We start from the raw sequence: 23,107 nt of genomic DNA on the forward strand, positions 1-23,107 counted from the left end.
TATCGCCGCGAAGCGCTGCACGGAAAAGGTTGGCCGCACTCAGCCCTGGCGCAGCAGGCCGAGCAGCATCTCGCTGGCCATCACCACCATCAGCAACGCAAAGCCCTTTTTCAGCTTCGCCACCGGCAGCGCATGGGCGGCACGCGCGCCCAGCGGTGCGCACAGCACCGTCATCAGCATCAGCGCCAGCATCGCCGGCAGGTAGATGAAGCCGAACGCGCCCCACGGCAGCCCCGGCGTCTGCCAGCCGGCCGCGACGTAACCCAGTGCGCCGGACACCGCGATCGGCCAGCCCAGCGCGGCGCTGGTGGCTATGGCGGTATGCATGCGCACATTGCACCAGCCCATGAACGGCACGCTCATCGAACCGCCGCCGATGCCGACCCAGCTCGACACCATGCCGATCACGCCGCCGGCGGCGCTCTGCCCGGCGATGCCCGGTAGCTCGCGGCTGGCGGCCGGCGCCGCGCCGAAGAACATCTGCGCGCCGATCACGTAGGCGTAGATCACGAAGAACCAGCGCAGACCGTTGCTGGGAATCCAGCCGGCCAGCAGGCTGCCGACAAAGGTGCCGACCATCATCGCCGGCGCCATGCCGCGCACGATGGCCCAGTTCACCGCGCCCTTCTTGTGGTGCGCGCGCACGCTGGCCACGCTGGTGAACACCATCACCGCCAGCGAGGTCCCCACCGCCAGATGCTGCACGTAGTTGCCGCCGAGCCCGGCGGCCTCCAGCACGCCGACCACCACCGGCACGATCACCAGCCCGCCGCCGACCCCGAGCAGGCCGGCGAGAAAGCCGGCGACCACACCGCAGGCCAGCAATACCGCAATCAGCGTCAACGACAACATCAGAGCAGGTTCTCCATCAGGTAATGCCATTGCTGCGGCGTGACCGGCGTGATCGACAGCCGGTTGCCGCGTTGCAACACCGTCATCTCCAGCAGCGCCGGATGCTGGCGCAAGGCGGCCGGCGACAGCAGCGCGGTCTTGCGCACGAAGCGCACGTCGACGCACTGCCAGCGCGGCTGCTCGGGGCTGGACTTGGGATCGAAATACGGGCTGGCGGGATCGAACTGGCTGGAATCGGCGTGCGCGGCGCCGACCACCTCGGCGATGCCGGCAATGCCCGGTTGCGGGCAGGACGAATGCCAGAACAGCAGCTGGTCACCCGGCTGCATCTGGTCGCGCATGAAATTGCGCGCCTGGTAATTGCGCACCCCGGTCCACTCGAACGCGCGCTCGGGGTTGGCCGCGAGGTGGTCGATGCCCACCTCGTCCGGCTCCGACTTCATCAACCAGTACGCCATGCCTGTCCTCCGGGGCCGGTGCTCGCCACCGGGCGCGATGTCATATAATGCGACCTTCCCTTCCTCCCACCATCCAGAAGAGACAATGTCATGAAAACAGTCCTGCTTGCCAGCCTGACGCTGCTACTTGCCGCCTGTACCATCAGCGGCCCGCGCGTATCGGTGAAGCCGATCGAAATCAAGCCGCTGGAAATCGAGATCGGCGACGGCCATCGCGGCAGCGGTTCGTTCTGCCCGCCGGGCCAGGCCAAGAAGGGCAACTGCCGCTAAGCAGCACCGCGCCGGCAACCGCCGGCCGCATTACGCCGGCGCCGCCAGGCGCCGGTAACGGATGAGGCCGGACTCGGTCAGCAGGTAATCCAGCTGCACGTCCCACGCCTCTTTCGGCACCGCCGCCACCCGCTGGCAGTCGAAGGCGACGCCGACCAGCAACGGCCGCCGCCAGCGGCGGAAACCGTTGAGATAGGCCAGCGTGGTGTCGTAAAAACCCCCACCCTGCCCCATGCGATAGCCCTGCTCATCCACCGCCAGCAGCGGCACGAACAGGATCTCCAGATCGCGGGCCCGCCAGTTGGCGCCGTCGAATTCCGGAATGCCGTAGCGATTGTGATACCAGCGCCCGCGCGCATCCAGCACCGAAAACAGCATCTTGCGCCCGCGCAGCGGCAACGCCGGCAGCGCCACGCGGCAGCCGTGCGCCAGCGCGCGCGCCATCAGCGCGTCCAGCCCCAGCTCCGAGCCGGTAGCAACATAGGCGCCGATGCGGCGGCCATGACGGAAAAAACGGCGGGCATGGTAACTGATCGCCTGTTCGGCGTGATGGCGTTGTGCGGCAGGAATGGCTTTGCGCGCCTGGCGAATCTCGCGGCGCAAACGCGCCTTGTCAGCGGCAGCAGAGGATGTCATGGGCGGAAGGGGGAGTCCCCCGCGAGAGTCGATCGGGCCGAATTCGCTTGTACCCTGTTTCCAGGGGGGGTCGCCGGCCAGTAGCTTCGGGCACATCCGCAAAGGGACGCGACACACCTGCTACTCATGCTGACAACCAAAAGCGAACGCATTGGTACAAAGGAATTATGGGCCGTCTCGAACACCGCAGGGGATTGAACGGATATTCGTTTAGAACAGGTTTTGCTGGCTCTGGCGTAACGCCTCGTCAGCGGCCTCGCTCATGTGTTGTATTTTACGCCTGATTGTCGCCATCTCCAAGCCACCATCGCCGACTTTTACTTTCAGCAGGTCGTGGGCGATGTTGAGGGCGGCCATGATCGCGATCTTGTCGGCGTCGACGATGCGGCCACCGCTCTGGATCGCCTGGATCTTGTCCGCCAGCAGCCGTACCGCCTGCTCCAGCGTGTCGCGCTCTTCCAGCGGTGTGCCGATGGTGAACTGGCGCCCGAGCAGGGTCACGTCAACCTGTACGATCTCGCTCATTCGGCATCCTCCTGCGGCAGGCGCGTCATCAGCGCGGCAACGCGGTGGCGGGTTTCCTCCAGCGCGAATTTCATTTCGGCATTTTCCTTCATGGTCTGCGCCAGCACCTCGGCGAAGCGGCCATTCTGGTTTTCCAGCTCGTGGATGCGCGCAATCAGCGCCACCACACGGCCTTCCAGATAATCGAGTTCTTGTTCCATAGCGGCGAGGATAGCCAAGGGTAGTGGAGGCGTCAAACCGGGTCTGCCGCCGTCACCCGGCACGGGCGCCCAGCGCAGCGACCGCCAAATTTTACGTCCTGCCGCGCGCCGATGTCAGCAAAATATGCCGCGCCGCAGCGAAATGGCCGCGCCGGCCTCAGCCCGCCGGCAAGCGCTGCCGCGCGGCGTCGATCTGGCGACACAGCTGGCGGGCGCCGTCGGCCAGCCGCGGGCCGGGGCGGCTGATGCTGTCCTCGGTCAGCAGCGACAGGTTGCCCAGCGCCACCGCCGGCAGTTGCGGCCAACGTTGCCAGTACGCCAGCTGCCGTTCCTCGAACGCCAGGATCAGCTGCGGCCGGCGCGCCAGCACCGCCTCGACGCTGACCTGCGGCGCCGGCACCGCGGCATCGGCAAACACGTTGCGGCCACCGCACAGCCGCACCAGGCTATCGACAAAACTCAAGCGGCTGACGCTGAACAAGGGCGTGTCACCGACCTGCACAAAGGTCGCCACCGGCCGCGCCGACGCGTAGCGCTGCCGCAGGCTGGCGAATTGCTGCTCGAAGCGCGCCGCCTGTTGCGCCGCGCCGCGCTGCTGGTCGCTGAGGCTACCCAGCGCGCGCATCTCGCGGGCGATGTCGGCCACGTTCTGCGGTGCGCTGATATACAGCGGAATGCCCAGCGCACGCAGCCGCGCCAGCTCGCGCGGATGGCCGCCGTCGCGCCAGGCCACCACCAGCTCGGGGCGCAGGCGCAGGATCGCCTCCAGGCTGATGCCGCTGTAACTGCCGACGCGCGGCAGCTGCCTGGCGGCCGGCGGGTGGTCGCTGTACTCGACCACCGCCACGATCTGCGCCGCGGCGCCGATCGCGTACAGCGTCTCCACCGCGTGCGGCACCAGTACCACGATGCGCCGCGCCGGCGCCGCCAGCGTCACCGTCAACCCCAGCCCGTCCGTCACCGACAGCTGCGCGGCGGCCGGCAGCGCCCAGCCCGCCAGCAACGCCAGGACTGGCCAGCGCCTCACGCCGGCGCCTTCAGCGACAAAGGTTGGCCGCACGCCACCAGCGTCACCCGCCGGCACAGCGCGGCGATGTCCTGGTTCAGCCGCCCCAGCTCGTCGACAAAGTGGCGGGTCTCGGCGCCGAGCGGCACCACGCCCCAGCCGATCTCGTTGCTGACCAGCAGCACCGCGGCCGGTGTCGCGGCCAGCGCATCCAGCAGCGCGGCGCGTTCGCGCTGCCAGGCGTCGGCCTGGAACTGGCCGTCGGCGTCGAAAAAGCGCATCAGCCACATGCCAAGGCAGTCGACCAGCAGCAGGCTGCCGGCCGTCCCCTGCGCCGCGATCACCGCCGCCAGCCCCGGCCCGGCCTCGACCAGCCCCCAGGCCGCCGGACGGCGCTCGCGATGGTGTGCAATGCGGGCGGCAAAGCTGTCGTCGTCGCGCCGCTCGGCGGTGGCGACGTACAGCACCGGCCCGTCATGGGCCAGCGCCAGCTGCTCGGCATAACGGCTCTTGCCGCTGCGGGCACCGCCGGTGATCAGATGCGTGGTCATGCTCGCTCCTGCTGGAAATCAAAAACGACCTGCCCGGCTGGCGGGCAGTCGTGTTGCGTTACACACCGGGGCGGCGCCCGACGGGCTTACTGGGCGTAGCGTACGCCGACGAACCAGCCGCGGCGAGGCTGATTGTAGTTCTGTACCGTCTGATAGTCCTTGTCGGCGACGTTGCTCAGCCGCGTGTTCAGCTGCCAGTACTTGTCGAGCTGGTAGTCGGCGCCGAGATTGAGCACACCGTAACCACCCAGCATCTTGTCGGCGCTGTTGTCGGCATCGTCGTAGCGGCGGCCGCTGGCGCGCCATTCCGCGCTGAGGCGGGTGCGGTCCAGCTGCCAGCCGGCCGTCAGCGCGCCGAACAGCTTGGCGTGGCGTGCCAGCAGCTTGCCGGAGGGCTGGCTGCGCGGCCGCTGCGAGGTGATGCTGCCGGCGAGGCTGAAATCGCCCCAGCTGCGGCCGGCTTCCAGCGTCTGGCCGGTGATACGCGCCTCGTCGATATTGACCTGCAGCCCGTCGGTCGCCGATTTGCTGGCGATCAGGTTGTCGATCCGGTTATCGAACACGATCACGCTGAAGTAGTCACCCTGCTGCCGCCACTTCAGCGACAGCTCGCGGTTGCGCGCCTCTTCCGGGCGCAGAGCCGGGTTGCCGTGATAGCTGGCGCCGGAGCCGCTCCAGTACAGCTGGTTGAAGGTCGGTGCCTTGAACGCGGTGCCGTAGGCGGCGCCGAGCAACCACTGCGGTGTCAGCGCGTAGCCGTAGCCAAGCTGGCCGGTGGCCTTGTCGCCGAACTGCGAGTTGTCGTCGTGGCGCAGGCTGCCCTGCAGCCGGTGCGCGCCGAAGCTGCCCTGGTAGGCGGCGAACAGCGAATCCACGCTGCGGCTGGTGCCGTTGAAGCTGCTCAGGGTCTCGATCTGCTGCTCGGTGCGCGCCGCGCCGAGGCTGAACTGGCCGACGCCCTGCCACTGTATATCGTGCTGCCACTGCCATTCCTGCTGGCGGGTAGCGGCAATCGCGGACGGCTTGCTGAAGTTACCCTTGGTAAAGGTGTGCTGCCGGTCATTGGTCTCGGCGTAGCGCAAGGTACTCTGCCAGTTGGCCCGCAGCTGGTTTTTCAGCTCGATGCTGTGCCCCTGCAGGCGCGTGCGCAGCTCGTCCGCCTTGTTGACGGTGGCGTCGTAGGCGCTGCTGGCCTCGGTCTGGTACAGGTTCAGCCCCAGGCTGTGGCCGGCGGCCAGCTCGTGCTGCAAGCTGGCGAGATAGGTGGTGTTTTCATAGCCGTCACGGTCGGGGTTGTACTTGCCCGGCTGGAAGCTGCGCGAGGAAATGCCGTCGGTACGGTTGTGCTCCAGCGCGAGGTTGAAGGCGGTGTTGCCGGCCTTGCCGGACAGCCCGGCGCCGCTGCTGCGCTTGTGTTCGGCACCGATGCCGGCATGGAAGCTCAGTGCCGTCCCGCCTTCGCCGCGCTTGGTGAAGATCTGGATCACGCCGCCGATGGCGTCGGCGCCATACAGGCTGGAGGCCGGGCCGCGCAGGATCTCGATCTTTTCGATCGCCGCCAATGGCAGGTGTTCCAGCGCGGTAGCGCCGGTGGTGACCGAGGCGATGCGCATGCCGTCGACCAGTACCAGCACGTGATCGGCCTTGGTGCCGCGCAGCAGCAGGGTGGCGGACTTGCCCTCGCCGCCGTTGCTGTAGGCTTCCACCCCCGGCTGGCGGCTGAGCAGCTCCGGCAGGCTCAGGCTACCGGATTGCTCGATTTCCTCGCGACCGAGCACGGTAACGTCGGCCAGCACGCGGCTGAGCGGGATCGCGCTGCGGGTGGCGGTGACCACCACGGTCTCGCCAGTGGTGACGGGATTGGCGGCCACGGCGGCATGGCCGGAGGCCAGCGCCAGCAGCGCGGCCAGGGTTTTGTTGTCAAACATGAATACACACTCCGGGATGAGAAAAAGGGAGTGCGGAGAAATCAGGACCAAAAGACACGCGCGCCGGCCGTTGCGGCAGGCGAACTGTCAGCTCGCCTCCCCGCGATGCTCCAGCAAGACGCGATTCCGCCGCGTCTGTTGCAGGCCGGTCTCCGGGCTTGGTCATGCGGGGCAACGCCTTCCCGTCCCTGCGGAACAGTGGCGAGTGTTGCACCTGGGGCGCGCCATGCGCGCCCAGACCTTACCGTTGCGGGGGCAGCGCCGGAATTGCACCGGCCTCCCAGTTTCACCCGGCGCGCTTGGGGCACGCCGGACACCTGCAGGGGCAGGATTATACCTGCGTGCACTGCACAATACGCGCGCAGCTGCAATTTGCCACCGCCGATCAGCGCGTGGGGGGAGACGGCATGAAAAGCCCCCGTTGCCTCCCGATAAGGGCGACAACAGGGGCGGACCTAGCCAGCCGGGGCGGTGTCCGACCGTGAACGGCTTAGTAGTTGATCGTCAGCGAGGCCTGCACGTTGCGGCCGGCAGCCGGGTACAGATCGTATTTGCCGGTCGAGCCAGTTGAGCCGGAGCGAATACCGTAAGTAGCATAACGGCGATCAAACAGGTTGTTGACGTCCAGTGCCACGCTCAGCTGCTTGCTGTAGCGGTGGCTGAACTTGGCGTTGAGTACGGTATAGGCATCCAGCTGCTTGTCGAACTGGTTCGCCTGGTCGTTGTCCAGCCGCTGCTTACCGACATACTGCAGCTGCAGGCCGATGCGGCTGGCCTCCTGCGGCAGCCAGCTCAGGCCCAGCGTGGCCAGCTGCTGCGGCACCATCGGCACCTCGTTGCCGGCCAGCTCGACGCCACCCGCCGCGCCCTGACGGAAGGTCGCCTGCTGCCAGGTCAGGTTGCCGTTCAGCTCGAGGTTGGCCGCCAGCTGACTGCGCCCTTCCAGCTCCAGGCCTTGACGACGGGTCGGCGCCAGATTGACGTTGCTGCCAAAGAAACCGACCAGCTTGTTGAAATGGATTTCATTGGTCAGGTCGTAACGGAACCACGCCGCGCGCAGCGCCTGCCCCCCCTGCTTCCAGTCCAGGCCGATTTCCTTGTCCTGCGAGGTCTGCGGCAGCAATGGCGAGGACACATAAGCCTGCTCGTCGGCATTGGCCAGACGGAAGCTGCGGCCAACCTTGGCATACGCCTCCAGCTGGCCGGTCAGCGCCTGACGAGCACCCAGCTGCCAGGCGTGCAGCTCCTTGTTGGTGCGGTAGCTATTGGCAAAGCCAGTGAAATCGACGGCGCTGTCCTCGATACGCTGTGTACGACCACCGATACTGATCGAAGTCCCGGCCTGCGGACGTAGCAGCACGTCGGCAAAACCGCCAACATGGCGCTGGCGAATGCGGGTCGACAGCGTCGCGGGGCTGCCGTTATTCACGTCCATATCGCTCTGCAGCGTATCGACGCCGAACACCAGCCGGTGACGACCCAGCTCCTGCTCGTAACGCAAACTGGCCGACTGTTCGTCCAGATCGCGCTGCTCCAGCCAGCCGGAAGCCTCGGACTGCGACTGCTTCGCGCGCGTGGCCACATCCAGCGACAGCATGCCTTCGCCCAGCGACTGGCGCGCCTGCACGCCAAAGGCATCGGTCTTGATGTCCATGTAGTCGTTCGGCTTGCTGGTGCCGCGCGGATCATTGCCGAACTCGTCGACGCCAGTGGCCGGGTTGACGCTACGGGCACCCGGCATGCGCAAGTCCTGGTTGCTGCTGCGCGCATAGAGGCGCACGTCGCCACCCTGGTGGCGCACGGTGGCCGTCAGGCCGGCGCTGTCGTTGCGCTCGGCACTGTTGGCACGGTAATTGTCGCTGCTCAGCGACTTCACAAAGGCATCCAGCGCCACCTGCTGGCCGCTGAGGTGGCCGGACAGATCCAGCTTTTTCAGGTTGTAGCTGCCGGCAGTCAGCGTGGCCTGCACGCCGTTGGCGGCCTTGAAACCGCTGCGGGTGATGATGTTGACCACGCCACCGGTAGCGCCGCCGCCGTAGGCCACCGCGCCGCTGCCGCGTACCACCTCGATGCGCTCGATCTCGCTCAGCGGCACCACGCCCAGGTTCGGCGCAGACAGGTCGTTGGTGTTCTGCTTGACGCCGTCGATCAGGATCAGCGTGTTGCTGATGCCGGTCATGCCGAAGCCGCGCAAGTCGACCATCGCGCTGTCGGCGGAGCCGGTGTTGTTGAACACGTGTACACCAGCCAGCGTCGACAGCAGGTCCTGCACCGTGCGCGCGGTGCTGTTGGCAATGTCGGCGGCGGTAATAACCGACACGTTGACCGGCAGGTCGCTGACCTTGTCCGGGCTGCGGCTGGCGGTGACCACCACTTCATCCAGCTGGGTCACGGGGGTCGCGGCCAAGGCCAGCGGGCTACAGGCCAGCGCGACCAGCGCGGCCAACGGTTTGCTCTTGAACATGAATACACACTCCGGGGTGAGATAAAGGGAGTGCGGAGAAATAAGGACATACACCGACCATTGCGGCCAACGTTCTGTCAGATCGCCTCCCCGCGATGCTCCAGCACGACGCGATTCCGCCACGTCGCTGCACCCGGTGCCGCCGGGGTGTCGCTGACACGCTTCCGGCCGCACGGGCACGCTGCAGGCCGGTCTCCGGGCTCGGCCTTGCGGGGCAACGCCTTCCCGTCCTGATGGACAGTGGCGATTGTTGCTCCTGGATCGCGCGGCGCGCGATCAGGCCTTACCGTTGCGGGGGCAGCGCCGGATTGTCACCGGCTTCCCGTTTCACCCGGCCTGTCGTTGACAGGCCGGACACCTGCAGGGGCGCAATTATACCCGTGTGCGCCGCACAAATCCCGCCGCAGCGGCAATTAGCTTATTCCTGCTCAAGACGGTTGCCAGCATGGGCGGCCCTGCCGTAAGGTCTGCCCCATTCGTTGTCAGGAGCCATCATGTCGCGCATTCCCCTCCCAGATTTGTCCGCCCTCGCCGCCGCCCAGGCCCGCCAGCAGCAACTGACCAAACCCGCCGGCAGCCTCGGCCAGCTGGAGAGCCTGGCCTGCCGGCTGGCCGCGCTGCAGGGGCGCGAGGTGCCGCTGCCGCTGTCGCCGGCGATCACCGTGTTTGCCGGCGATCACGGCGTTTGCGCCGAGGGGGTGTCGGCCTATCCGCAGGCGGTCACCGGCGCGATGGTGGCCAATTTCGTGCACGGCGGCGCGGCGATCAGCGTGCTGGCGCGCGTCAACCAGGCGCGGCTTGAGGTGGTCGACGCCGGCGTGGCGGCCAACCTTGACGGCCTGCCCATCGTGCACGCCAAGGTGCGCGCCGGCAGCGGCAATATCCGCCGCGAGGCGGCGCTGAGCAGCGACGAGGTGCAGCAGGCGCTAGCCGTTGGCCGCGACGCGGCACGGCGTGCCATCGCCAGCGGCGCGACGCTGCTGATCGCCGGCGACATGGGCATCGGCAACACCACGCCGTCGGCGGCGCTGATCTGCCGCCTGACCGGCCACAGTGTGGACAGCATCGTCGGCCGCGGCACCGGTGTCGACGACGCCGGGCTGGCGCTGAAACGGCAGGTGGTGGCCGACGCGCTGGCGCGCGTGGCAGCGGCCAAGCTGGACGGCCGCGCGCTGCTGGCGGAACTGGGCGGGCTGGAAATCGCCGCCATCGCCGGCTTCTATCTGGAAGGCGCGGCGCAGGGCGTGCCGCTGCTGCTGGACGGCTTCATCAGCACCGCCGCCGCGCTGGCGGCGCAGGCCATCGATCCGGCGGTCACGCCGTGGTTCATCTCCAGCCACTGCTCGCAGGAAACCGGCCACCAGCTGGCACTGGCGGCCCTGGGGCTGACGCCGCTGGTCGACTTCGGCCTGCGCTTGGGCGAAGGCTCCGGCGCGGCGACGGTGATCCCGCTGCTGCAACAGGCGATCGCGCTGCACGCCGGCATGGCCACCTTTGCCGAGGCCGGCGTCGCAGGAAAGAACTGATTATTTCCAGCCACGGAAACACACGGAAAGACACAGAAGAAAACCGGCAAGCGGCCTGTTGCCGCGACACCCTGAAGCGGCCTCCAGGCGCAAGGTTGGCCGCACGAGTGCCAGCCGTTCTTGTTCGTGTTTTTGCTTCGCAGAAACTTCGTTTTCCGTGTACTTCCGTGGCAAAAAAGACTGGAACCATGAACCCCTACACCCTCACCCTGCTGCGCCACGGCGACATCGACCACCAGGGGCGGCTGATCGGCCACACCGACCTGCCGCTGACCGAGCGTGGCGCCGCCGACATGGCCGCCAGCTGGCAGCGCATCGTGCGTCACGCGCCGGTGACCAGCATGGCCACCTCGCCGCTGCTGCGCTGTCGCGAATTCGCGGTGCAACAGGCGCTGGCCTGCGGCGTACCGCTGCAGGTGGCACCGCTGCTGGCCGAGTGCCACTTCGGCGCCTGGGAAAACCGGCCGCTGGCCGACATCGCCGCCACCACGCCGGACTGGCAGACGCTGCTGGCGCGCGGGCTGCTGACGCCGGAGGGCGGCGAATCGTTCGAGCAGTTCCGCACCCGGGTGCTGACCGGCTTCGCCGACTGGATGCAGCAGGCGCGCGGCAGCCACCGCGTGCTGGTCAGCCACGGCGGCGTGATCAACGTGCTGCTGGCCGAGCTGCTGGGCACCGACTTCAACGTAGCACGGCTGATGGCGGTGCAGCGCGGCGGCTTCGCGCAGCTGTCGATGCTGGAGGGCCATCCGGCCTACCTCACGCGGCTGGAAGCGCCGGATCACGGCGGCCACTGAGTTATCCACAGCCACGCCGGTTTCCGGAAGTTACCCACAACGCTCCCTCCTCGACGCCCCGACCATGCGCTCACTGATCCTCGCCGTGCAGTTCCTCACCCGCCTGCCCACGCCGCAATTGAAAACCTTCGACCCGGCGTGGCTGGCCGACGCCGCGCGCTGGTTCGCGCCGGTCGGCCTGCTGGTCGGCGCCGTGGTGTGGCTGGCCGTGCTGGCCGGCAGCCTGCTCGACCCGTGGCTCGCCGCACTGCTGGGCCTGCTGGCCTGGCTGTGGGTCACCGGCGGCCTGCACCTGGACGGCCTCGCCGACCTCGCCGACGCGCAGGGCGCGGCGCACCGTTCGCGCGAGCGCTTTCTGGAAGTACTGAAAGACCCGCATCTGGGCAGCTTCGGGGTGATGAGCATGGCGATGCAGCTGATCGCCAAGCTGGTGCTACTGATGCTGCTGCTGAAGTTCTCGCTGGCGGAGGCGGGGGTTTCCCAAGGTGCGCTTTATTCCCCGGATGCGCTGCGCTTATCCGAGCTACCTGACGGGCTTATCGCCCTTGCGGCCAACCTCGCACCGCTGCTGCTAGTACCGGCGTGGGCGCGGCTGTTCACCGTGGCGTGGTCGGCGACGCTGCCCAGCCTCGCCGCCGGCAGCGGCGAGCGCTTCGCCTGGCGCACGCACTGGCCATCGTTCTGGCTGAACGCCGCGCTGCTGGCCGCCGCCTCGTACTGGCTGGCGCCGGCGCTGCTGCTAGCGCCGCTGGCCGGGCTGTGGTGGTGGGCCTACCTGAAAAGGAAACTGGGCGGCATGACCGGCGACTGCCTCGGCGCCGGCATTGAGCTGTGCGAAAGCCTGTTGTTGCTGCTGTTGCTCGTCCCGCAATGAACCGGCCCCCATGAAAAAACCACGCCCTGCCTGCACAGGGAGCGGTTTTCGTTTGCGGCCAACGTTGGCCGCATGACCAATCAGGGCAAGCGGTAATTAGCCGCGCCCGGATGCTGCCGCACCAGCGACCATGGCAGCACGCTCCACTCTGGTTCTTCGCAGCCCCGCTCAACTGGGAATGAAGGCCCAACATACAGCCCTTGCGGTGAGGCATACCAGTGGACTAACTGCCACATTTCGGGATTACGGTAATCACAACTAAAGTCATCAGGCTTGAATTCATCTGGGTGCAACCTGACTAGCTGGCGCAGTAACCATGGTGCCAACATTTTTTCCTCATACTGATAGTCGACTCGATCACCGTTAGCCTTACGCGGCAACTGCGGTTTACCCTTACCCAGCCACAACAGGTCTTCCAACTGCAGCTCGCGCCCTGTTTCCACATCAAGGTTCAACGGTGCGTCTACCTCATCCGGGCGCAAGCCGCCACAGTAGTAGCTGGTGAACACACTGACGCTCAGCAATTGCCGGTTGATCAGCCTGGGCGTAACGGTTTGCTCGTACTCCGCACCAATCTCACGTTGATTGCCGGCCAGTTGGCAATTGAAATAATCTGCCACTTCTTGCCACTGCCGCTCTGCCAGCCTCAAGTTCAGGCGCTTCATGGCTTCCGGATTAAAACCGTCCAGCAACCGGAAGAAACGGATTCCGCTCTCGGGCTCATGCCACCATTGCAGCGTGTAGCCCTGAAAGTGCTCGCGCTTACCTGGTTTCAACTTCATCGCCATCATGCGCTCGTAGTCATACGGCGACGATTGCCGGAAAGACTGCAATGCGGGATCGCTGCTTTGCGCCAGTTGCCCTGCACCGAGTGGAGACAGGGAAACCGGCAGGGCCTGCTTGGACTTAGGCCGCTGCCACTTACCCTGCCAGCCTTGTCCTTGTGGCCGCAAAGTCAGCTCGCTACGTTGCCCGGCATCACCTGGATTCTCATCCAGCAGCAGACTGCCATCGGCCTGGCGCTGGCCACTGAGCGCGATATCCTCGTGATACTTGCGGTAGAAATAACGCCCGTCCACTTGACCATCGGCACCGATGTCCAGCTCCACCACCACCGCTGCCCGGCCTATCGTGCCCTGCAACAGCAACGATTCAGCCTGCGCCGTACCCATCAGCAACCCGACTGCCAGCAGCCACCATTTGCTCGCCATGCGTACCCCTCCAAGAAAAAACGCCGGGCAATGATACCCCGGCGTTCCCTGGCAATGACAAGCAAGTATTACAGCGTGCCGGCCACCTTCTTGTTGCGCATCAGGCACAGCATGTCACAGGCGATGTGCGCGGCGGCGATGGCGGTGATTTCGCTCTGGTCGTAGCTCGGCGCCACTTCCACCACGTCCATGCCGACGATGTTGAGGTCGCCCAGATTACGGATGATCTTCAGCGCCTGCGCGGTGGTGAGGCCGCCCGGTACCGGGGTGCCGGTGCCCGGTGCAAACGCCGGGTCGAGACAGTCGATGTCGAAGGTGACGTACACCGGTGCGTCGCCGATGGTTTTCTTGATCTCGGCGATGGTGGCATCGACGCCGTTGTCGTGCACCCACGGCGCGCCCAGCACGTTGAGGCCCATGAAATCGTCGTTCCAGGTGCGGATGCCGACCTGTACCGACTTGGCCGGATCGATCAGGCCTTCCTTCACCGCCTTGTAGAACATGGTGCCGTGGTTGAGCGAATCCGGCTCGTCGTCGGGCCAGGTATCGCAGTGCGCGTCGAAGTGCAATAATGCCAATGGCTTACCGTACTTCTCGGCGTGCGCGATCAACAGCGGATAGGTGACGAAGTGGTCGCCCCCGAAGGTCAGCATCTTGGCGCCGGAAGCGAGGATGGTGCGCGCGTGTTCAATGATGGACGGCTTGATGGTCAGCGGGTTGTGCGCGTCGAACCAGCAGTCGCCGTAGTCGATCACCGCCAGGTCGTCGAACGGGTCGAAGCCCCACGGGTAGGGCTTCAGCTCGGCCAGCTGCACGCTGGCGGCACGGATCGCCTGCGGCCCCTGGCGCGCGCCGGAGCGGTAGGTCACCGACAGGTCCAGCGGAATGCCGGACACCGCCACGTCGACGCCGTCGAGGTTGCGCGTGTAGTTGCGGCGCATGAAGGACAGCACGCCGGCGTAGGTATTTTCGATGGAGGAGCCGTACAAGCTCTGGCGGCGAATGGCGCCGTCGCCCTTGATTTGATCGTCAGACATGTTCGCTCCGCAAGAAGAGCACGCCGCGGCGACGCGCCACGACGATTACCGTCCATCTGTACAGCCGACGGTTTGAGGCTGGCGCACCCCGCGGTGCGCAGCGCGCAGTGTGCCGCGTGTCTGCAGCCAGAGCAAGTTTTGCCGTGGAATTAACTACTTAGCGAGAGGCGTTCTCAATGAATCAACGCGATCATCATCCAGCCCCGCCAGGCGGCAAATACGTGCTGCCGTTTGCCTTCACCGCCACCACGCGCGCGTACTACCGGCTGTGGCTGGTCAACGTGGTGCTCACCATCGTCACGCTGGGGATTTACTCGGCGTGGGCGAAAGTCCGCACCCAGAAATACCTGCTCGGCCACACCACGCTGGATGGCGGGCGCTTTGATTACCATGGCAAGCCGATCGCTATCCTGAAGGGCCGCCTCATCATGCTGCTGGTGCTGGCGGCGTGGACGTTTTCCGAAAGCCTGCCGCTGCTGCACGCGGCCATCGCGCTGCTCGCCATTGCCGCCGCGCCGTGGCTGGGGGTGCAGGCGCTGCGTTTCCGGCTGGCCAACACCAGCTGGAACCAGATGCGCTTCCGTTTTAGCGGCAGCAGCGCCGACAGCTACAAGGCCTTTGCCAAAAGCTGGGCGCTGCTGATCCTGAGCCTCGGTCTGGCGTGGCCGTGGGCGACGCAGATCAAGCAGCGGTTTATCGTCAGCCATAGCACGCTGGGGCAGGCCAGGCTGCAGCTGCGGCCCTGCGCGGGCGCGCTCTATCGCGCGGCGCTGGGCTGCACGCTGGCCGCAATCTGCTATCTGCTGGGAGCCGGCATTATCGGCGGGATCATCTGGCAGGCGGCCACGCTCAGCGGTTTCGCACACGGCATTGCCGTGCAGTTTGGCCGGGCGACGCTGACGCAACTGGACATCGTCTTCTTCAGTATGCTGGCGGCGCTGTGGACGATGGCCACACTGGGCTATGCGCGCATGGCGATCAGCCGCGTGCTGATCAACCACACCACGCTGCAGCTGGCGACTCTGGAAGCGCGCCTGGTCTGGTCGCTGCCCACCCGCCAGATGCTGGGGCTGCACTTTTCCAATACGCTGGCCCTGTTGCTCAGCCTGGGCCTGGCCTGGCCGTGGATACGCATCCGTACCCTCCGCCTTCAGCTGCAGCCGCTGTCCCTGCTCAGCAGCAGCGACCTGTCGGCACTGCCGCTGCGCACCCCGCTTAACCGGCTGGACGACGCCCGTGGCGACGAACTGGCCGAGCTGATGGCGCTGGATCTGGGATGGTGACGATCAAGGCCTTGTGGCGCGACGGCAAAACGCCGCAGGCGCAGGCGGCCAACGTTGGCCGCATCGACAACGAACTGCTGCTGCTGCGCGATGGCCGGCAATACCGCTATCGCCTGGCCGATATCCGGCTGGAAGCCGGCGTCGCCGATCTGCCGGACACGCTGCAGCTGCCGGATGGCAGCACACTGGAGGTGGCCGACCGCATCGCCATCCGCCGCCTGATCGGCGGGCTGTCCTGGGGCGACCGCAGCGGCCACTGGCTGCAACAAAGCTGGCGCGCGCTGGCCGGGCTGGCGCTGCTGGCCATCGCGACCCTGTGGCTGGGCTATCGCCATCTGCTGCCGCTGGCCGCCGGGGCGCTGGCGCCGCTGGTGCCGGTAGCGGTAGAGCAGGCGCTGGCGGACAGCACCCTGCAGTGGCTGGACCAAAGCGGTGCCATCGGCCCCAGCCGCCACGGCGAGGCACGACGCGCGCGGCTGCAGCAACAACTGCAGGCGCTGCTGCCCGACAGCCGCTACCGCTACCGCCTGCTGCTGCGCGACGCGGCGGTCATTGGCCCCAATGCCTTTGCCCTGCCCGGCGGCACCATCGTCGTCACCGACCAGTTGCTGGCGCTGATCCAGCGCAATGACGAGCTGCTGGCCATCCTCGCGCACGAGGCCGGACACGTCGAAGCGCGGCACGGCCTGCGCAGCGCGCTGCAATCGTCCGGCCTGCTGCTGGCGCTGAGCCTGATCACCGGCGATGCCAGCAGCGCGCTGCTGGTGCTGCCGGTCTCGCTGGCCAATGCCGACTATTCGCGCGCGCACGAGCGCGAAGCCGACCGCTTTGCCTACGCCCGGCTGCGGGCACACGGCCTGTCACCCTGCCTGCTGGGTTACAGCCTGCAACGCATCGAAGCCGCCACCCAGCCGCAGGCCGCCGCCGACGAAAACAGCCCCGGCAGCTGGTTTGCCAGCCATCCGGACACCGCCGCGCGCAGCCAGCCGGACGGTGTGCGCTGCCCGCCGCTGCCGGACTGAACGCCCCGCGCCTGGCGGGCAGGCTGACGGGGATGACACCTCGCCGGCAGCGCTGCGGCCAACGTTGGCCGCAAAAAAACAGCCCCGCAGTCGCGGGGCTGTTGTCCTTCGCGGCGGTGCCAGCGGTTTAGCTGCCGATCACGCCGCCGTTCAGCTTGCGCACCACCACCGTGCCGGCACGCGGACGGCCGGCGTTGGCGCCGTCCGGCCAGCGCGAAATCGCGGTCGGCTTGGCCGGGTCGTTGCGCTCGGAATCCGGCTCGCCCGGGTGCTGGATGTTGACGAACATGGTCTTCATGTCCGGGGTGAACGCCAGGCCGGTGATCTCGCAGCCTTTCGGGCCGACCAGGAAGCGGCGGAATTCGCCGGTTTCCGGCACCACCGCCACCATCTGGTTATTGCCCATGTCCTGGTATTCCTTCATGTTCACCGTGGAGGTGGACACGTCGGTCTGTACCCACAACACGCCGTTGTGGTCGAATTTCAGGCCGTCCGGGCTGCCGAAGGCGTCACCCTTGATGTTGCCGACATGTTCCGGCTTGGCCGCGTCGGGACGGCCGGCCAGCACGAAGATGTCCCACTTGAAGCCCAGGGCGGCGGCATCGCTACCGTTTTCCTGCCAGTGCATGATGTGGCCGAACAGGTTGCCGTTGCGCGGGTTGGCCGCATCGGCCCCCGGCTTGCCGTCCTTGCCGCGGTCGCTGTTGTTGGTCAGCGTGCAGTACACACTGCCCGGACGACGCGGATCGACCGCGATCCATTCCGGACGGTCCATCTTGGTGGCGCCGACCTTGTCGGCGGCCAGACGCGCCATGATCACCACTTCGCCCTGGTCGGCAAAGCCGTTCTCGGCGGTCAGGCCGTTCTGGCCGTGTACCAGCGGCAGCCATTCGCCGGCGCCGTCGGCATTGAAGCGCGCCACGTACAGCGTGCCTTCCGACAGCAGGCCCATACTGGCCTTGCGGTTCTTGGCGTTGTACTTGTTCCTGGACACGAACTTGTAGATGTATTCGAAGCGCTGGTCGTCGCCCATGTACACCACGGCGTGGCCGGACGGCGCGATGGTGACGGTGGCGCCTTCATGCTTGAAGCGGCCGAGCGCGGTGTGCTTCACCGGCTTGGCGCTGGCGTCGAAGGGGTCGATCTCCACTACCCAGCCGAAGCGGTTGGCTTCATTCGGGTTCAGCTGCAGGTCGAAGCGGAAGTCTTCCACCGCCCAGTTGTAGCCGGCGCCCTTGTTGTTGATGCCGTAGCGCTTCTCGTTGGCGGACAGGGTGCCGGAGTCGTTGACGAAGTAGCCGTCCCAGTTCTCTTCGCAGGTGAGGTAGGTGCCCCACGGCGTCTGGCCGTTGGCGCAGTTGTTCAGCGTGCCGAGGATTTCCACGCCCTGCGGGTCGGCCTCGGTCTGCATCAGCTTGTGGCCGCGCGCCGGGCCGCTGATCGCGATCGGGGTGTTGGCATGGATGCGGCGCGCGTACTTCGACGGCCGCACCACGCGCCAGCCCTTGCCGGTGTCTTCCACCTCGATCACCGACACGCCGTGCGCGTGCTGCGATTTCAGCACCTTGTCGGCATTCCATTTCTTCATGCCGTCGACGTGCAGCAGGCCGTCGTCGGTGTATTCGTGGTTCATCGCCAGCAGGCCGTGCTTGGAGCCGGTCGCGGCCAGCGGCAGCGGGAAGTAGCTCATGCCGTCGTGGTGCATGCCGGCCTGCACCGCCTGCTCGGCGGCGCTGTTGGACGCGTCCTGCTTGAACGCCGGCATATTGCCCTTGATGCCGACCGGGTCGCCCCAGGCATACAGCACGTCGGCGCTGTAGCCTTCCGGCACCACCACGCGGTCGTCGCTGGAGAACGGGATCGACTTGAAGCCCAGCAGTGGCGTCTTCTTGGCAAACGGCACGCTGGCGGCTTCGGCCAGGGTGGCAAAGCTGCCCGACAGCACGCCGGCCACACCGAGGGCACCGGTGCCCTGCAGCAGGCTGCGGCGGGAGAAGCGGGCTTCCAGCACCTCGGACAACGCCGGGTTGGCACAGGTGTTGGAGGTGTCATCGACACCGTATTGTTTGTATTTGTAGCTGTCGGACATGATAAACCTCGTGGCGGCATGCGTTTGTTGACCGCGCCTACCTTAAGGCAGTCCCGTGACAGCCAGATCACGAAACCATGTCACTTAGATGACAGACTCATGTCTTTTCACGCGGCACGGCGCTGCGGCTGTGCCGCCACCAGCGCCAGCGCAGACGCAGGTCATACCACAGCGGGCGCAGGCCGAGCACGAACAGGAACAGCGCCAGCGGCACGCTGAAGCCGTAGCCGAGGTAGCTGAAGCCGAGCGCACCGACCAGGCCGCCGACGAAGAAGGCCCCGAGGATCAGCAGGTAGATCTGCAGCCGCTCGCGGTTGGCGTGCACCTGCGCCACCTTGCTGCTGCGGTCGCGGTTGAAATAGCTGGCGCGGGCCAGCTCGATGCCGATGTCGGTGGCGATGCCGGTCATGTGGGTGGAGCGCAGCAGGCCGCCGGACAGCTTGGTGACGATGGTGTTGTGCATGCCCATGATGAAGCACAGCAGCAGCACGATGGGCGGCGCGAAGAAAGCGGGCGCGATCGCCAGTGCAGCGCCGGACACGCCGAACAGCAGCAACAACAACGACTCCTCGATCAGCGACACGCCGTAGCCGCTGCGCAGGCGCTGCCGCCGCGCCCAGTTGATCAGCCACGCGGCGTGGGCGGCGCCGGCGATGAAGGCCAGCAGCGCGGCCAGTGCGGCCAACGTTGCCGACACGTCGCCCAGCACCAGGTGGTCCGCCATCGACGACACCACGCCGGAGACGTGCGAGGTGTAGCGCTGCACCGCGAGAAAGCCGCCGGCATTGAGCGCGCCGGCGATGAAGGCCATCGCGCCGCCCAGCAGCCAGGTCAGCGGCTCGCGGTACAGGCTGCGGGTGGCGACGCGCTGGTCCAGCAGCCGGGAAAAGTGTTGTCGATGCATGGCAGGCCAAAGAAAAAGGCAGACCGCACGGTCTGCCTCGGGTTCGCGATCAGCTGCAGGCGCGCAGCGGGATGCCGGGCAACAGCCGCTGCTGCAGCGCACGCAGCTTGTCGGCCTGCGCCGCGTCCAGCGCGCGGAAGCTGAGGGTGGTGACCTGGCTGCGCTCGCTGCGGGCATCGACCCTGGCCTTGTCGTAGCCGGCGGCCTTCAGCCGCGTGACCAGTGCCTGCGCCGCCACCTCTTTCGAGAACAGGCCCAGCGACAGGTGGCCGCTGAACTCGCCCTCGGTCTTGACGATGTAGCTGTCGAAACCCTTGCCCTTCAGCTCCGCCACCAGCGTCTGCGTTTCCGCCTTGGTCGCCAGCGGCGGGTAGAACACCCACACCCTGCCGGAGCCGCGCGCTTCTTCCTTGACGCTGCTTTGCGGCGCGGTGGCCAGCTTCAGTGCCGGCAGGCCGCCCTGCACCCGTGCCAGCTGCTTGGCGTCCAGCGCGCCCCACGCCAGACACTGCCCGGCCGCGACCGGTTTGGCCGCCGGCGTGAGCTCAACCTTGGCCACGGTCGGCGTGTCGGTCTTGAGCGGTGCCGCCGGCTTCGGCATGACCGGCTTCTGTACGGCTGGCTGGCTGGCGAGGGTTGCCGGCAGTGCCGCCGCCGGGGTAGCGACGCTGGCGTCGAGATTGTCGGGCAGCGCGGTGACGGCGCTGGCTTCCGGCTGTGCCAGCGGTGTAGACGCCGGACTCCAGCTGGCCGGCAGGATGGTCAGCTGCGCCGCATTGATGTCCTGCGCGCCGATGTCGGCGGCCGGTTTCTGCTTCAGCACGCCATAGAGGCCGACCAGCACGTTCAGTACCACCACGATTACGAGAAACCACTTCATGAGCCGTCTGCCACGCTTGCTAATCCATAGATGACGAGATTATCCACCATCCGCGCATCCGGCGGGAGGTGCGGCTGCAACAAAGCGGCATCGCCGCCGGTGAGCAGCAGCAGCGGCGACCGGCCAGTGTGTGCGGCCAACCTTTGCTGCAGGCGCTGGATCGCGCCGCACAACGCGTCGATGGCGCCGGAGGCCAGCGCATCCTCGGTGCCCTGCGGGAAGGCGCAGGCCAGGCCGGCGGCCCGGTCGAGGTTGGCAGTATTCTGCGCCAGGCTGGCCAGCATCAGCCGGTAGCCGGGCAGGATCAGGCCGCCCAGATAGTCGCCCTCGGCGGTCAGCGCCTCCACCGTCAGCGCGGTGCCGGCGCTGGCAATCACCACGTCCTGCTCCGGATAGCGCTGGCGCGCGCCCAGCACCGCCAGCCAGCGGTCGGCGCCCTGCTCCGCCACATTGCGGTAGTGGTTGCGCACCCCGAACGCCGCCGCCTGCGCGCGCTGCCACTGCACCGGCAGCGGCGAAGCCGCCTCGATCGCCTGCCGCACCGCATCGTGCGCCACGCTGGCGGCCAGCACCGCTCGCAGCGGCAGCACCGCCCACGGCGCCGCCAGGCTGGCGATGTCGGCGTGCGCCACCGCGCCCTGCTGCTGCAGCTGCCTGCCGTCCCACAGCGCCCACTTGACGCGGGTGTTGCCGGCGTCGATCAGCAGCTTCATGGCGCCGCCCGCAGGCTGACTTCGCCGACATGGAACACGCGGCGGCCAGCGGCGCCGTCGACCAGCAACGCACCGCTGTCGTCGACACCGACGGCAACACCGTCGGCCGGCTCACCGTGGCTGAAGCTGAGGCGCACCGGCTGGCCGATGAAGGCCGCCAGCTGGTGCCACTCGTCGCGGAAGGCGGCAAAACCGTCACGGTCGAACTGGCTCAGCACCTGTGCCAGCTGGTTGAGCAGCGCGGCCAGCAGCGCATTGCGGCCAACCTTGCAGCCGGCATCGGCGAGATTGGCCACCGGCTGGTCCACCTCGCCCGGCGCCGCCACGTTGAGGCCGATGCCGATCACCACCGCCGCCGGCCCCAGTGCATCGCCGGACAATTCGATCAGGATGCCGGCCAGCTTGCGGCCGTCGAGCAGCACGTCGTTCGGCCATTTCAGCGCCACCGGCACGCCGAATTCGCGCAAGGCGCGCACGATGGCAATGCCGACCACCAGCGACAGCCCGGCCAGACCGGACAGGCCGCGATCAAAGCGCCACAGCAGCGAAAACGTCAGCCCAGCGCCAAGCCGCATCTGCCAGCGCCGCCCCAGCCGGCCGCGACCGGCGGTCTGCCGCTCTGCCGCCAGCACCAGGCCGTGCGGCGCGCCCTGCGCCGCGCGCGTGGTGAGCTGAGTATTGGAAGAATCGATCTCGTCGGCCAGCGCCAGCGTGAACACGTTGGCCGCACGCTCGTCCAGCCCGGCACGCACCGCAGCCACCTCCAGCAGCGAGAACGGTGCCGGCAGGCGGTAACCCTGGCCGCGCACGCTGAACACGGTCAGGCCGAATTCGTTCTCCAGATGATGCACTGCCTGCCACACCAGAGTGCGCGAACAGCCGAGCTGCTGCGCCATCGCCTCGCCGGAGTGGAAACGGCCGTCGGCCAGGGTGCGCAACACCGAAAACGCCAGGTCTTTCATTGGCCGTCCACGGTCCGGATTTTCTTGATGGTGGCGGTGGTCGAGGTATCGAACAGGAACGGGATGGAATGCACCTCGCCGCCACGGGCCAGTGTTTCGGCGCTGCCGACAATGTTGGCCACCGTCCAGTCGCCGCCCTTGACCAGCACATCCGGCTGTACCAATTCGATCAGCTCGGCCGGGGTATCGCTGTCAAACCAGGTCACCAGGCTGACGCTTTCCAGTGCCGCCAGCACCGCGGCGCGGTTCAGCTCGTTGTTGATCGGGCGGTCGTCACCCTTGCCCTGCCGCTTCACCGAGGCATCGCTATTCAGCCCCACGATCAGGCTGCCGCCGAGCGCGCGCGCCTGCGCCAGATAGGTCACATGGCCGCGGTGCAGGATGTCGAAACAGCCATTGGTAAACACGATCGGGCGCGGCAGTGCGGCCAACCTTGCGGCCAGTTGCGCGGCGGGACAGATTTTTTCTTCAAACTGCGGAGTCGGGTAAGCCATGCGGTTCCTTTGCTGCGGCCACGACGACACGCGGCACACCATACGATAAGCGGCAAGGATACCATTGCCGCCACGCTTGCCGCAGCGCCAATGCCATGCAAAAAGCCCAGACACGGGGTCTGGGCTTTTTTGTGCGCCGCGAAATATTTCGTAGCGCTAATGGGGCTCTGGCAATGTCCTACTTTCACACCCGCAATGGGCACTATCATCGGCGCTAAAGTATTTCACGGTCCTGTTCGGAATGGGAAGGCGTGGGACTACTTCGCTATGGTCACCAGAAAAACTGGTCGTTTACCGGCATTCGGCGGGTAAACCAATGCCCTGACCATCAGGTCAGGGCATCTGAATGGGGCGTCTGGCGGTGTCCTACTTTCACACAGGTATCTGCACTATCATCGGCGCTAAGGCGTTTCACGGTCCTGTTC

At 66.8% G+C, this 23,107-nt stretch carries 23 protein-coding genes, 1 rRNA gene and 2 riboswitches; of the genes, 6 read left to right on the plus strand and 18 right to left on the minus strand.

The window, feature by feature from the left end:
- Positions 1 to 39: 39 nt before the first annotated feature.
- Together NOM55_RS15315 and NOM55_RS15320 are read right to left on the minus strand one after the other, a co-directional pair.
- Positions 40 to 852, minus strand: a complete 813-nt coding sequence (locus NOM55_RS15315; protein WP_255909476.1) for a sulfite exporter TauE/SafE family protein — start codon at positions 850 to 852, stop codon at positions 40 to 42.
- Positions 852 to 1,310 carry an EVE domain-containing protein gene (locus tag NOM55_RS15320; protein ID WP_047967997.1) on the minus strand — a complete coding sequence of 153 codons (459 nt, stop codon included), beginning with the start codon at positions 1,308 to 1,310 and terminating at the stop codon, positions 852 to 854. Before NOM55_RS15320 ends, NOM55_RS15315 begins: the two co-directional genes overlap by 1 nt.
- Positions 1,311 to 1,400: 90 nt before the next feature.
- Here NOM55_RS15320 and NOM55_RS15325 point away from each other — a divergent pair, with 90 nt between their 5' ends.
- A complete protein-coding gene (locus NOM55_RS15325) occupies positions 1,401 to 1,580 on the plus strand; it encodes a hypothetical protein (RefSeq protein ID WP_047967998.1) in 180 nt (59 codons plus the stop codon).
- 30 nt (positions 1,581 to 1,610) lie between these two features.
- Here the strand turns inward: NOM55_RS15325 and NOM55_RS15330 are convergent, their stop codons facing one another.
- The 7 genes from NOM55_RS15330 to NOM55_RS15360 form a co-directional block, all read right to left on the minus strand.
- Positions 1,611 to 2,216, minus strand: coding sequence for a 5-formyltetrahydrofolate cyclo-ligase (locus NOM55_RS15330; protein ID WP_255909477.1), 606 nt, complete (start codon positions 2,214 to 2,216; stop codon positions 1,611 to 1,613).
- Between the two features lie 210 nt (positions 2,217 to 2,426).
- Positions 2,427 to 2,741 carry a cell division protein ZapA gene (locus NOM55_RS15335; protein ID WP_047968000.1) on the minus strand — a complete coding sequence of 105 codons (315 nt, stop codon included), beginning with the start codon at positions 2,739 to 2,741 and terminating at the stop codon, positions 2,427 to 2,429.
- On the minus strand, positions 2,738 to 2,941 hold the full coding sequence (locus NOM55_RS15340) for a hypothetical protein (protein ID WP_047968001.1): 204 nt from the start codon (positions 2,939 to 2,941) through the stop codon (positions 2,738 to 2,740). The genes NOM55_RS15335 and NOM55_RS15340 overlap by 4 nt, the downstream gene beginning before the upstream one ends.
- 157 nt (positions 2,942 to 3,098) lie before the next feature.
- Positions 3,099 to 3,968 (minus strand): cobalamin-binding protein, encoded by an 870-nt coding sequence (locus NOM55_RS15345; protein ID WP_255909479.1) that lies wholly within the window; start codon positions 3,966 to 3,968, stop codon positions 3,099 to 3,101.
- Entirely contained in the window at positions 3,965 to 4,498 is a 534-nt protein-coding gene (cobU, locus tag NOM55_RS15350; protein WP_255909481.1) for a bifunctional adenosylcobinamide kinase/adenosylcobinamide-phosphate guanylyltransferase, read from the minus strand. The genes NOM55_RS15345 and cobU overlap by 4 nt, the downstream gene beginning before the upstream one ends.
- An 86-nt stretch (positions 4,499 to 4,584) precedes the next feature.
- Complete coding sequence (locus tag NOM55_RS15355) at positions 4,585 to 6,426, minus strand: TonB-dependent receptor domain-containing protein (protein ID WP_255909483.1); 1,842 nt, start codon at positions 6,424 to 6,426, stop codon at positions 4,585 to 4,587.
- A gap of 125 nt (positions 6,427 to 6,551) precedes the next feature.
- Positions 6,552 to 6,762: riboswitch (cobalamin riboswitch) on the minus strand.
- Between the two features lie 154 nt (positions 6,763 to 6,916).
- Complete coding sequence (locus tag NOM55_RS15360) at positions 6,917 to 8,890, minus strand: TonB-dependent receptor (RefSeq protein WP_255909485.1); 1,974 nt, start codon at positions 8,888 to 8,890, stop codon at positions 6,917 to 6,919.
- A 168-nt stretch (positions 8,891 to 9,058) separates the two neighbouring features.
- Positions 9,059 to 9,267: riboswitch (cobalamin riboswitch) on the minus strand.
- Positions 9,268 to 9,384: 117 nt separating this feature from the next.
- On the opposite strand from NOM55_RS15360, the gene cobT reads away from it, so the two are divergent.
- The 3 genes from cobT (at position 9,385) to NOM55_RS15375 (ending at position 12,087) form a co-directional block, all read left to right on the plus strand.
- Entirely contained in the window at positions 9,385 to 10,416 is a 1,032-nt protein-coding gene (gene cobT, locus NOM55_RS15365) for a nicotinate-nucleotide--dimethylbenzimidazole phosphoribosyltransferase (protein ID WP_255909488.1), read from the plus strand.
- A 188-nt stretch (positions 10,417 to 10,604) separates the two neighbouring features.
- A complete protein-coding gene (locus NOM55_RS15370; protein ID WP_255909490.1) occupies positions 10,605 to 11,213 on the plus strand; it encodes a histidine phosphatase family protein in 609 nt (202 codons plus the stop codon).
- Positions 11,214 to 11,277: 64 nt separating this feature from the next.
- Positions 11,278 to 12,087, plus strand: coding sequence for an adenosylcobinamide-GDP ribazoletransferase (locus NOM55_RS15375; protein WP_255909491.1), 810 nt, complete (start codon positions 11,278 to 11,280; stop codon positions 12,085 to 12,087).
- An 80-nt stretch (positions 12,088 to 12,167) separates the two neighbouring features.
- On the opposite strand, the gene NOM55_RS15380 is transcribed toward NOM55_RS15375, so the two are convergent.
- Both NOM55_RS15380 and speB read right to left on the minus strand, forming a co-directional pair.
- Complete coding sequence (locus NOM55_RS15380; RefSeq protein WP_255909492.1) at positions 12,168 to 13,298, minus strand: hypothetical protein; 1,131 nt, start codon at positions 13,296 to 13,298, stop codon at positions 12,168 to 12,170.
- Between the two features lie 68 nt (positions 13,299 to 13,366).
- Positions 13,367 to 14,335: an agmatinase gene (gene speB / locus NOM55_RS15385; RefSeq protein ID WP_255909493.1), complete on the minus strand. Its 969-nt coding sequence runs from the start codon at positions 14,333 to 14,335 to the stop codon at positions 13,367 to 13,369.
- A gap of 176 nt (positions 14,336 to 14,511) precedes the next feature.
- Here speB and NOM55_RS15390 point away from each other — a divergent pair, with 176 nt between their 5' ends.
- Positions 14,512 to 15,618: a YjgN family protein gene (locus NOM55_RS15390; protein WP_255909494.1), complete on the plus strand. Its 1,107-nt coding sequence runs from the start codon at positions 14,512 to 14,514 to the stop codon at positions 15,616 to 15,618.
- Positions 15,612 to 16,640 (plus strand): M48 family metallopeptidase, encoded by a 1,029-nt coding sequence (locus tag NOM55_RS15395; protein ID WP_255909495.1) that lies wholly within the window; start codon positions 15,612 to 15,614, stop codon positions 16,638 to 16,640. Before NOM55_RS15390 ends, NOM55_RS15395 begins: the two co-directional genes overlap by 7 nt.
- Positions 16,641 to 16,767: 127 nt before the next feature.
- Here the strand turns inward: NOM55_RS15395 and NOM55_RS15400 are convergent, their stop codons facing one another.
- The 7 genes from NOM55_RS15400 to rrf all read right to left on the minus strand — a co-directional run bounded on the left by NOM55_RS15400 (position 16,768) and on the right by rrf (position 22,961).
- A complete protein-coding gene (locus tag NOM55_RS15400; protein ID WP_255909496.1) occupies positions 16,768 to 18,729 on the minus strand; it encodes a PhoX family phosphatase in 1,962 nt (653 codons plus the stop codon).
- Between the two features lie 97 nt (positions 18,730 to 18,826).
- Positions 18,827 to 19,633, minus strand: a complete 807-nt coding sequence (locus NOM55_RS15405) for a YoaK family protein (RefSeq protein ID WP_120812248.1) — start codon at positions 19,631 to 19,633, stop codon at positions 18,827 to 18,829.
- Between the two features lie 49 nt (positions 19,634 to 19,682).
- Positions 19,683 to 20,513, minus strand: coding sequence for an SPOR domain-containing protein (locus NOM55_RS15410; RefSeq protein ID WP_255909497.1), 831 nt, complete (start codon positions 20,511 to 20,513; stop codon positions 19,683 to 19,685).
- The gene (locus NOM55_RS15415) at positions 20,510 to 21,226 is read right to left on the minus strand and encodes a type III pantothenate kinase (protein WP_255909498.1); all 717 of its coding nucleotides are present in this window, start codon (positions 21,224 to 21,226) and stop codon (positions 20,510 to 20,512) included. The genes NOM55_RS15410 and NOM55_RS15415 overlap by 4 nt, the downstream gene beginning before the upstream one ends.
- The gene (locus NOM55_RS15420; RefSeq protein ID WP_047968013.1) at positions 21,223 to 22,188 is read right to left on the minus strand and encodes a biotin--[acetyl-CoA-carboxylase] ligase; all 966 of its coding nucleotides are present in this window, start codon (positions 22,186 to 22,188) and stop codon (positions 21,223 to 21,225) included. Before NOM55_RS15420 ends, NOM55_RS15415 begins: the two co-directional genes overlap by 4 nt.
- Positions 22,185 to 22,682, minus strand: a complete 498-nt coding sequence (gene rfaE2 / locus NOM55_RS15425) for a D-glycero-beta-D-manno-heptose 1-phosphate adenylyltransferase (protein ID WP_255909499.1) — start codon at positions 22,680 to 22,682, stop codon at positions 22,185 to 22,187. The genes NOM55_RS15420 and rfaE2 overlap by 4 nt, the downstream gene beginning before the upstream one ends.
- 165 nt (positions 22,683 to 22,847) lie before the next feature.
- Positions 22,848 to 22,961, minus strand: a 5S ribosomal RNA gene (gene rrf, locus NOM55_RS15430).
- Positions 22,962 to 23,107: the final 146 nt, after the last annotated feature.

The sequence above is a fragment of the Vogesella sp. AC12 genome, assembly GCF_024437575.1.
Classification (GTDB): domain Bacteria; phylum Pseudomonadota; class Gammaproteobacteria; order Burkholderiales; family Chromobacteriaceae; genus Vogesella; species Vogesella indigofera.

Coding starts and splice junctions, on each gene's coding strand:
- NOM55_RS15315 (WP_255909476.1), bottom strand. CDS start 852: ATGTTGTCGTTGACGCTGATTGCGGTATTGCTGGCCTGCGGTGTGGTC.
- NOM55_RS15320 (WP_047967997.1), bottom strand. CDS start 1,310: ATGGCGTACTGGTTGATGAAGTCGGAGCCGGACGAGGTGGGCATCGAC.
- NOM55_RS15325 (WP_047967998.1), top strand. CDS start 1,401: ATGAAAACAGTCCTGCTTGCCAGCCTGACGCTGCTACTTGCCGCCTGT.
- NOM55_RS15330 (WP_255909477.1), bottom strand. CDS start 2,216: ATGACATCCTCTGCTGCCGCTGACAAGGCGCGTTTGCGCCGCGAGATT.
- NOM55_RS15335 (WP_047968000.1), bottom strand. CDS start 2,741: ATGAGCGAGATCGTACAGGTTGACGTGACCCTGCTCGGGCGCCAGTTC.
- NOM55_RS15340 (WP_047968001.1), bottom strand. CDS start 2,941: ATGGAACAAGAACTCGATTATCTGGAAGGCCGTGTGGTGGCGCTGATT.
- cobU (WP_255909481.1), bottom strand. CDS start 4,498: ATGACCACGCATCTGATCACCGGCGGTGCCCGCAGCGGCAAGAGCCGT.
- NOM55_RS15355 (WP_255909483.1), bottom strand. CDS start 6,426: ATGTTTGACAACAAAACCCTGGCCGCGCTGCTGGCGCTGGCCTCCGGC.
- NOM55_RS15360 (WP_255909485.1), bottom strand. CDS start 8,890: ATGTTCAAGAGCAAACCGTTGGCCGCGCTGGTCGCGCTGGCCTGTAGC.
- cobT (WP_255909488.1), top strand. CDS start 9,385: ATGTCGCGCATTCCCCTCCCAGATTTGTCCGCCCTCGCCGCCGCCCAG.
- NOM55_RS15370 (WP_255909490.1), top strand. CDS start 10,605: ATGAACCCCTACACCCTCACCCTGCTGCGCCACGGCGACATCGACCAC.
- NOM55_RS15375 (WP_255909491.1), top strand. CDS start 11,278: ATGCGCTCACTGATCCTCGCCGTGCAGTTCCTCACCCGCCTGCCCACG.
- NOM55_RS15380 (WP_255909492.1), bottom strand. CDS start 13,298: ATGGCGAGCAAATGGTGGCTGCTGGCAGTCGGGTTGCTGATGGGTACG.
- speB (WP_255909493.1), bottom strand. CDS start 14,335: ATGTCTGACGATCAAATCAAGGGCGACGGCGCCATTCGCCGCCAGAGC.
- NOM55_RS15390 (WP_255909494.1), top strand. CDS start 14,512: ATGAATCAACGCGATCATCATCCAGCCCCGCCAGGCGGCAAATACGTG.
- NOM55_RS15395 (WP_255909495.1), top strand. CDS start 15,612: ATGGTGACGATCAAGGCCTTGTGGCGCGACGGCAAAACGCCGCAGGCG.
- NOM55_RS15400 (WP_255909496.1), bottom strand. CDS start 18,729: ATGTCCGACAGCTACAAATACAAACAATACGGTGTCGATGACACCTCC.
- NOM55_RS15405 (WP_120812248.1), bottom strand. CDS start 19,633: ATGCATCGACAACACTTTTCCCGGCTGCTGGACCAGCGCGTCGCCACC.
- NOM55_RS15410 (WP_255909497.1), bottom strand. CDS start 20,513: ATGAAGTGGTTTCTCGTAATCGTGGTGGTACTGAACGTGCTGGTCGGC.
- NOM55_RS15415 (WP_255909498.1), bottom strand. CDS start 21,226: ATGAAGCTGCTGATCGACGCCGGCAACACCCGCGTCAAGTGGGCGCTG.
- NOM55_RS15420 (WP_047968013.1), bottom strand. CDS start 22,188: ATGAAAGACCTGGCGTTTTCGGTGTTGCGCACCCTGGCCGACGGCCGT.
- rfaE2 (WP_255909499.1), bottom strand. CDS start 22,682: ATGGCTTACCCGACTCCGCAGTTTGAAGAAAAAATCTGTCCCGCCGCG.